Annotated in this window: 9 protein-coding genes; 4 read left to right on the top strand and 5 right to left on the bottom strand. The window is 72.0% G+C overall.

The window, feature by feature from the left end; genetic code table 11:
* Window positions 1–95: 95 nt before the first annotated feature.
* Window positions 96–968, bottom strand: coding sequence for a class I SAM-dependent methyltransferase (locus AB0I98_RS49070; protein ID WP_362952917.1), 873 nt, complete (start codon window positions 966–968; stop codon window positions 96–98).
* Window positions 969–1,122: 154 nt separating this feature from the next.
* Between AB0I98_RS49070 and AB0I98_RS49075 the strand changes: the two genes are divergently transcribed.
* Genes AB0I98_RS49075 through AB0I98_RS49085 form a run of 3 tightly spaced genes read left to right on the top strand, consistent with a single transcriptional unit; the run spans window position 1,123 to window position 3,306 of the window.
* Window positions 1,123–1,557: an ester cyclase gene (locus AB0I98_RS49075; protein WP_362952919.1), complete on the top strand. Its 435-nt coding sequence runs from the start codon at window positions 1,123–1,125 to the stop codon at window positions 1,555–1,557.
* The gene (locus AB0I98_RS49080) at window positions 1,527–2,399 is read left to right on the top strand and encodes an NAD(P)H-binding protein (RefSeq protein WP_362952921.1); all 873 of its coding nucleotides are present in this window, start codon (window positions 1,527–1,529) and stop codon (window positions 2,397–2,399) included. Before AB0I98_RS49075 ends, AB0I98_RS49080 begins: the two co-directional genes overlap by 31 nt.
* Before the next feature lie 28 nt (window positions 2,400–2,427).
* The gene (locus tag AB0I98_RS49085; protein ID WP_362952923.1) at window positions 2,428–3,306 is read left to right on the top strand and encodes an NmrA/HSCARG family protein; all 879 of its coding nucleotides are present in this window, start codon (window positions 2,428–2,430) and stop codon (window positions 3,304–3,306) included.
* 67 nt (window positions 3,307–3,373) lie between these two features.
* On the opposite strand, the gene AB0I98_RS49090 is transcribed toward AB0I98_RS49085, so the two are convergent.
* From AB0I98_RS49090 to AB0I98_RS49105, 4 genes are read right to left on the bottom strand one after another with little or no spacing between them, the layout of a single operon-like run.
* Window positions 3,374–4,303 carry an MBL fold metallo-hydrolase gene (locus AB0I98_RS49090; protein WP_362952925.1) on the bottom strand — a complete coding sequence of 310 codons (930 nt, stop codon included), beginning with the start codon at window positions 4,301–4,303 and terminating at the stop codon, window positions 3,374–3,376.
* The gene (locus AB0I98_RS49095; protein WP_362952927.1) at window positions 4,300–4,743 is read right to left on the bottom strand and encodes an ester cyclase; all 444 of its coding nucleotides are present in this window, start codon (window positions 4,741–4,743) and stop codon (window positions 4,300–4,302) included. Before AB0I98_RS49095 ends, AB0I98_RS49090 begins: the two co-directional genes overlap by 4 nt.
* Before the next feature lie 47 nt (window positions 4,744–4,790).
* A complete protein-coding gene (locus AB0I98_RS49100; protein ID WP_362952929.1) occupies window positions 4,791–5,828 on the bottom strand; it encodes a zinc-binding dehydrogenase in 1,038 nt (345 codons plus the stop codon).
* A complete protein-coding gene (locus AB0I98_RS49105) occupies window positions 5,825–6,688 on the bottom strand; it encodes an NAD(P)H-binding protein (RefSeq protein WP_362952931.1) in 864 nt (287 codons plus the stop codon). The genes AB0I98_RS49100 and AB0I98_RS49105 overlap by 4 nt, the downstream gene beginning before the upstream one ends.
* A 166-nt stretch (window positions 6,689–6,854) precedes the next feature.
* Here AB0I98_RS49105 and AB0I98_RS49110 point away from each other — a divergent pair.
* A partial coding sequence (locus AB0I98_RS49110) for a hypothetical protein (RefSeq protein ID WP_362952933.1) occupies window positions 6,855–7,464 on the top strand: 610 nt, incomplete at its 3' end.

The following is a 7,464-nucleotide window of genomic DNA, read 5'->3' on the forward strand; positions in this document are numbered from 1 at the left end:
GGGGCGGGGCAGGCGGCCCTCCCCGCGAGGCCCCCCCCGCGGGTCAATGGGGTGCCCCCCCCGCCAGGCGGGCCCCACACCCATGAGCCCGTCGGTCAGCGGGCCACCGTGGCCGTGACGTAGCGGACCGGGACGTCGATGTGGATCAGGCCGTCCGTGCCGCGCAGGGCGTCGAGCGCCGTGGTCAGGCGGGCGCGCAGGGCGGCGGCCTCGCCGGCCGGCAGGTGCTGCCACAGCAGCCGCATGCCCTGCGTGTGCGACCACTGGACCCAGGCCGCGCCGGAGCGCGTGGTCATGTCCACCGACTCGTCGGTGATCTCCACCTCGCCGAAGCCGGCCGTGTGCAGCGCGGCCGTCAGGTCCGCGGGGTCCTCCAGCCAGGAGTGCAGCTGCCGGTGCAGCTGCTCCAGGTGCCAGGCCGGCGGCAGGTGGCCCAGCAGGGACAGCGGGATCCAGTCGGTGAACAGCGGCGGCAGGAACGGGAAGGTGTCCCGGGTGAACACCGGGCTGGTGAAGGCGATCCGGCCGCCGTCGCGCAGCAGTGCGGCATAGCGGGCGAGCGCGGCCCGCGCGTCCGGCAGGAAGATCACGCTGTAGCTGCCGAGCACCAGGTCGAAGGAGCGGGCGGGCAGATCCGGGTGCTCGCCGTCCATCACCTTGAGCTCGACGTTGCCGATGCCCTGCCGCGCCGCCTCACCGCCGGCCTGTTCGATCATGGCCTCGGCGATGTCGATGCCGAGCGCGCTGCCGCGGGGCCCCACCAGCCGCGCCGCGGGCAGCAGGCTCGCGCCCAGGCCGCAGCCGACGTCGAGGAGCCGCTGACCGGGCCGCGGGGCGGCGAGGTCCACCAGCCGTGCGCCCATCGGCGTGAAGAATTCCACGCCCAGCCGGTCATAGGTCGCCGCGGCCTTGTTGAAGGCGGCGGTGACTTTCGTTTTGTACGTTGCCGTGTCCGTGTCCGTGACCATACCGCCCATGCTGGGCCTGCGGGCCCGTGCGCACCTGGAGGATGACTGGAAAACAAAGGGAGCCGGGAATTCTTCTCTTGCCCGCGCCTGACCGCTCCGCCCACAATTGCGGCCAGGAGCCGACGCCTTGGAAGGCAACTGTGGAAGGAATTCGATGAGCAGCCAGATAACCGCGGTGCGCCGCATGATCGAGGCCTATAACACCGGTGAGACCGGGGACGTCGCCCAATACATTCACCCGGATTATCTGAACCCGGCGACGATGGAGCACATGGACCTGCGGGGTCCCGATTCCTTCGCGATGGCCGTCAAGTGGCTGCGTATGACGTTCTCGGAGGAGGCCCACCTGGAGGAGGTGGGGCTGGAGGAGCGCGGCGACTGGGTGCGCGCCAACCTGGTCCTGTACGGCCGTCACGTCGGGGACCTGGTCGGCATGGCGCCGACCGGCCGCCGGTTCTCCGGTGAGCAGATCCACCTCATCCGCTTCGTCGACGGCAAGATCCGCGACCACCGGGACTGGCCGGACTACCAGGGCACCTACCGTCAGCTCGGCTCGCCGTGGCCCCAGCCGCAGGGCTGGAGGGCCTGATCATGATCCTGGTCACCGGAGCGACGGGCAAGGTGGGCCGCGAGGCCGTCGAGCAGCTCACCGGCCTGGGCCTCAAGGTCAGGGCCCTGAGCCGCACGCCCGAGGAGGCCGGCCTGCCCGAGGGCGTCGACGTCGTCGCCGGCAGCCCGGCCGATCGCGGGTCGCTGGACGCCGCCTTCACGGGCGTCACCGCGGCGCTGGTCGTGCTCTCCGGCGATGTGGCAGGCCAGGCCCGCCACATCGCCGACGCCGCGGCGGCCGCGCGGGTCGGGCACATCGTGTTCCTCTCGTCGGCGGGCGTGCTGCATCCGCTGCCGCACGGCATCGCCGACGAACACCGGGCCGGGGAGGAGGCGATCACCGCGTCCGGTGCCGCCACCACGTTCCTGCGCCCCGGCCCCTTCCACGCGAACACCTCGTGGTGGGCCAAGACGGTCGGCGAGAGCTCCTCGGTGCGCTGCTGGATCGGCAACAACCCCGGTGCGCCGATCGACGAGTACGACATCGCCTCGGCCGCCGTCGCCGCGCTCACCCAGGACGGGCACCGCGGCAAGGCCTATGTCCTGACCGGAGGTGAGGTCCTCACCTCCGAGGAGCAGGCCCGCATCCTCGGCGAGGTCCTGGGCCGGGAACTGAGCTTCTCCGTCGCGCCGCAACAGGAGGTCGTGGAGGTCTTCGCGGGTATCACCGGCGACCGGGCGGCGGCGGTGACCAACGTGGCCGCGCTGCACAGCCCTCAGGTGCCCTGGGCCACGCCCACCACGGCCGTGCGGGACCTGACCGGCCGTGACCCCCGTCCCTACCGGGCCTGGGCGGTGGCCAACGCCGCCCTGTTCGGCTGACGCAGAGCTTCACAGAGAGGCGTACGACATGACGACGACCGAGGCGAGCGGCACCATCCTGGTGATGGGGGCCACCGGCCTGCAGGGCGGCGCCACCGCACGCGAACTGGTGCGGCGCGGCCGCAACACGGCGGCCCTGGTGCGCAACCCGCACTCCGACGCGGCCCGCGCGCTGGCCCAACTCGGCGTGCGGCTGGTCACCGGCGACCTGGACGACGAGGCCTCGCTGCGGGCGGCCATGGAGGGCGTGCACGGAGTCTTCTCCGTGCAGACCTTCATGACGCCCAGGGGCCTGGGCGGCGAGGTCCGCCAGGGCCGGGCGGTGGCCCGGGCGGCGAAGGCCGCCGGGGTCGCGCACGTGGTGTACAGCTCGGTGGGCGGGGCCGAACGGCACAGCGGCGTCCCGCACTTCGACTCCAAGCGGCACATCGAGCGGTACCTGGAAGAGCTGGGTGTTCCGGCGACGGTGCTGCGTCCGTCGTTCTTCATGGACAACTTCGCCGCGCACGGCCCGCAGAATGTCGACGGGACACTGGTGGTGCAGCTGGCGCTGAAGCCGGACACGCGGGTGCAGTTCATCGCCGTGGACGACATCGGCTACTTCGCCGCGCAGGCCTTCGACCGGCCGCAGGAGTACCTGGGCCGGGCCCTGGAGCTGGCGGGCGACGAGCTGACGGCCACCCAGATCGCGGAGGCGTTCGCGGCCCGCAGCGGGCTGCCGGCCCGGTTCGAGGAACTGCCGCTGGATGCGGTGGCGGCCAACCCGTACATCCCCAACGCCCCGGAGATCGCCCTGATGTTCGAGTGGTTCCAGGAGCACGGCTACCGCGCGGACATCCCCGCGCTGCGGGCCGAGCACCCGGGGCTGCAGACGTTCGCGACGTTCCTGAAGGGCATCGACGTGTGACCGTCCGACCCCATGGGTGAGGGGCGCAACCGCTGCGACAGCGGTTGCGCCCCTCACCCATGAGGCTCTAGGCGCGGCAGAGTGGCAGTCCGCCGTTGTACGCCGTCATCTCCTTGAACAGGGCCGGGATGTCCAGCGCCTGCCCCGCAGCCGCCCCGTGCTCCTCCGCGTAGGCCCGGTGCAGGTTGGGTACCAGCCGTTCGGCGTCCAGCAGCCGGGCGAAGGGGCCGGGGCCGCATGCGCGGGCCAGCTGAAGCGGGCTCGCCCCCTCCGCCACGCCCTGCCGGGCCAGGTCCCGCAGCCAGCGGAAGTACGCCTCGTTGGCGTCGATCACCTCGGGGCCGCCGACCGGGCCGTGGCCGGGCACGACCACCAGCGGATCCAGGCCGCGCAGGCGGTCAAGGGCGTCAAGGGAACCGCTGACCGAGCCCATCACACAAAACGGCGTGACACCGGACATCACCACATCGCCGGTGAACAGCACCCGCTGCTCGGGCAGCCACACCGCGGTGTCGTTGGTGGTGTGCGCGGCCGGGCCCAGATGCAGCAGCTCCACCCGCACCCCGCCGGTGTGCAGGGTGAGCGCGTCGCGGTAGGTGATCTCGGGCAGCGCGAGGTCGATGTCGCCCCAGCACACGTCCGGCCACAGGGACGTCAGATGCAGGCCCGCGGCCGCCATGTCCAAGCGGGTTTGCTCGTGCGCGACGACCACGGCCTCCGGGAAGAGGTGGTTGCCGAAGGTGTGGTCGCCGTGGAAGTGCGTGTTGACCAGGGTGCGGGGCGGGGTGCCCGTACGGTGCAGCACCTTCTCGCGCAGCCGGCGCGCCCTGGCCTCGGTCGCCGCGGTGTCGACGAGCACACTGCCGCCGTCGCCGGCGACCAGGCCCGCGTTGTTCAGACACCAGCCGCCGTCGCCCTGCACGAACGCGTACACCCCGTCGGCGACCTCGGTCAGTTCGGCCTCGGCCGGCGATGTCTCGAGCAGGCCGGCGCTCACATCACGTCCGCGGGGACGAAGTCCAGTTCCTTGAGCATCGGCAGGTAGTTGAAGACGTCGTAGTGCTCGATGATCCGGCCGGCGTCGTCGAAGCGCAGTTCCTCCAGCATGAACCAGGTGACCTTCTTGCCGGTCGGGGCCTTGCCGAAGAACTCGCCGAGATGGGTCGCGGTCACGGTGATCCGCAGGATGACCCGGTCGCCCTCGGCGACGGCGCTTTTGACGTCCAGGTGCAGGTCGGGGAAGGCGGCCAGGCCGCCCTGCATCGCGCCGATCATCTGCTGGGTGTCGACCGGGCGGTCCTCGGAGAAGTGCCGGATGTTGGGGGACCAGTGCTTGATGATGCCGTCCAGCTCCCAGCGGTTCCAGGCGGCGGCACAGTCCAGCGCGATCTGCTTGTTGCGCTGCTGGGCGTCACGCTCGGTCAGCGTCGTGGACATGGTGAATTCCTTTGTGTGAGCGAAAGAGCCGGCGCGCAGGCTCGTTTTCAGGGAATCAGGACGTGCTTGCCGACGGAGCGTCCCTCCAGCAGCTGCCGCAGCGCGCCGGCGGCCCCGTCCAGCGGGTGGCGGCCCGCGATGTGCGGCGTCAGCGCACCCTCGGCGAGCAGCTGGTACAGGGCGTCAAGGGCGGCGTTGAAGTCAGGGCCCGGCTTGACGTAGTACATCGTCATCCGGCGTTTGCCGGTCAGCCCCAGCAGCCGGGCCACAAAGCGGCGGGCGGTGCGCCACAGCGCCGGCACGTGCGGGCGGAACCACTGGCCCGGCCGGTATCCGGCGACCGAGGAGTCGAAGGACACCAGCGTGCCGCCCTTGGCGAGCATCGCCCAGCTGTCGTCCAGGCCCCGGCCGCCGATGTGGTCGAAGACCGCCTGCACGCCGCCGGGCGCAAGCGCGCGCACCGCCGAGGGCAGGCCGGGGGTGCGGTAGTCCAGGGGCTCGGCGCCCAGCGCCCGCACGGTCTCGTGCTTGGCCGGGGAGGCGGTGCCGATGACGCGCAGCCCGCGGTGGACGGCGAGTTGGGCGAGCACCGTGCCCACGCCGCCGCTCGCCCCGTGCACCAGCACGGTGTCGCCGGGCGCCAGGCCGGTCAGGCGGTCCAGCATCTGATAGGCGCTCACCCCGTTGGCGACCAGCGCGACGGCCTCGGCGGCGTCCAGGTCCTCGGGCACCGGGGCCAGGTGCTTGGCCGGGGTCTGCACGTACTGCTGCCAGGCGCCGTAGCGGGGCATGGCGGCGACCCGGTCGCCCACCCGCCAGCCGGTGACGCCCTCGCCGACCTCTGTGATCCGTCCCACCAGGTCGTAGCCGGGCACGAAGGGGAAGCGCGGCGGGAAGGGGTGCAGATGCTGCAGCATCTGGACCTCGGCGAACGACACGCCCGCCGCCTCGATGCGCACCACGACCTTGCCGCAGCCCGCGGCCGGCACCCTCTCCTTGCCGCGGGCGAGCTGCTGCTCGGGCTCGCCGCTGCCCGTCATGGTGATGCGGGCGCCGGTGAGCGCGGTGGTGGCGTCGACGCTCATACGGCCGCCACCTGCCCGGGCACGGGCGCGAAGTCGCCGGCGTGGTCGGCGGCCCACCGGGCGAAGGTGAGGGCGGGCACGCCGGTGACGCGCTCGACGGTGTCCCAGACCGCGGGCGGGTTGACGACGGCGTCGGCCAGATAGCCCAGGACCATCTCCACCACCGGCGCCGGCATGACCTGCCCCATCTGCGCGCGGGCCTCGTCGGGAGTGATCTCCACGAACTCGATCTTGCGTCCCAGCGCCTTCGAGATCGCCCGCACCTGGTCGGCCTGGGTGATCGCCTCGGGGCCGGTGAGCACATAGGCCCGGCCCGTGTGCCCGTCCTCGAGCAGTGCGGTCGCCGCGACGGCCGCCACGTCCGCCTCGTGGATCAGCACGCGCGGGGCGTTGCCGTACGGGGCGCGCACCACGCCCTCGGCGCGGATCGAGTGGCCCCACTTCCACAGGACGTTGGTGGCGAACTCGTCGGGCCTCACGAAGGTGAAGTCGATGCCGGACTCCTCCACCGCACGCTCCACGGCGCGGTGGTGCTCGCCGCTGTGGTTGTCGCCGGACTCGTCCAGGACGGAGGAGGAGGAGAGCACGACGATGCGGCGCACCCCGGCCTCCTTGGCGGCGGCGACGACCTCGACGGCGGTCTGCGGCACCGGGAAGAGATACAGCCGCTGAACCCCGTCCAGCGCGGCGCGCAGCGTGTCGGGGCGGGTGAGATCGCCCTCGCGGACGTCGACGCCCGCCGGCAGGCCGGCGGCGGCCGGGTTCCTCGTCAGCGCCCGCACCCCGGCGCCCGCGGCCACGAGCCGGGCGACCACATGCCGGCCGACGGAACCTGTTGCACCTGTCACCAGAACTGTCACGCCTGCTCCACGAGTTCGTCGGTCTGTCACGTCGTGCCCAGCGTCCGGCGCACCGCTGGAGGATGCCCGGAGAGCCGGTCGACCGGCCTCCACCCGGCCTCGAGCAGCGCAAGGAACCATCGGATCCGCTGTCGAGACCCCCACAGGACGAAAGCGAGGCTGCGTTTTGTCCGCTCCCCAGAGCGCCGTCCAGAACCAGAACACCGCGCACCGCACCACCGAGAAGAAACCCACCGCGAAGAAGGACCCGGCGAAGAAGAAGAGGTTCGAACTCAGCCGCCGCACCCGCCGGCTGACGCTGGCGATCCATGTCGTCACGTCCGTCGGCTGGGTCGGGCTGTCGCTGTCCATGGCCGTCCTGGCCGTCATGGGGTTCACCACCGAGGACGCGGCGATCGCCAAGGGCGTCTTCTACGCGATGTACGTCTTCGACGACACCAGCGTCACGGTGTTCAGCGTCACCGCCGCGATCTCCGGCATCCTGCTGTCCTGCGGCACGGCCTGGGGCCTGCTGCTGCACTGGTGGATCATCGCCAAGTGGGTGATCACCCTCTTCATGACGATCTTCGCCTGGTTCGTCATCCACCCGATCGTCATCGAGGCCACCGAGAACACCGCCGCGGCGGGCGGCGCCCCGCCGCGGCCCGGCTGGCCCGCCGACTTCTTGGTGTGGAGCGTGCCGCTGCTGTTCGCCCTGCTCACCGCCGCGGCCGTGATCTCCGTGTACAAGCCGTGGGGCCGTCCGGCCCGCGGCCGCCGCGCCACCGGCCGCGCCC

Origin of the sequence: Streptomyces sp. NPDC050211, from assembly GCF_040656035.1 — a bacterium.
Taxonomy (GTDB): domain Bacteria; phylum Actinomycetota; class Actinomycetes; order Streptomycetales; family Streptomycetaceae; genus Streptomyces.